Below are 264 nucleotides of genomic sequence, written 5' to 3' on the forward strand. Positions count from 1 at the left end.
CCATTGCACCATCGCATCAGTTGCACCGCCAAATAGCGAATAAGATTTGAACGCGCTAACCGGAATCGCCATGCTGTTTACGATATGTAGTAATGCAATCGTAATAATAAAAGCGGCAAAGAACCAGTTGGCCACATAAATATGTGAGGTTTTGCGTTTGATGAGTGTCCCGAAGAAAACAATGGCATAAGATATCCATACCAGAGCAATCAAAATATCGATTGGCCACTCAAGCTCAGCGTATTCCTTAGTCGAGGTCAAGCC

1 protein-coding gene is annotated in these 264 nt (G+C 43.6%); it reads right to left on the reverse strand.

Going from position 1 to position 264, the window contains the following annotated elements:
• The coding region (locus AAEY83_RS15865) for a cbb3-type cytochrome c oxidase subunit I (RefSeq protein ID WP_351060497.1) at positions 1–264 on the reverse strand (264 nt) is incomplete at both ends.

Source organism: Psychrobacter sp. TB20-MNA-CIBAN-0197, from assembly GCF_040309765.1.
In the GTDB taxonomy this organism is placed as follows: Bacteria; Pseudomonadota; Gammaproteobacteria; order Pseudomonadales; family Moraxellaceae; genus Psychrobacter; species Psychrobacter submarinus.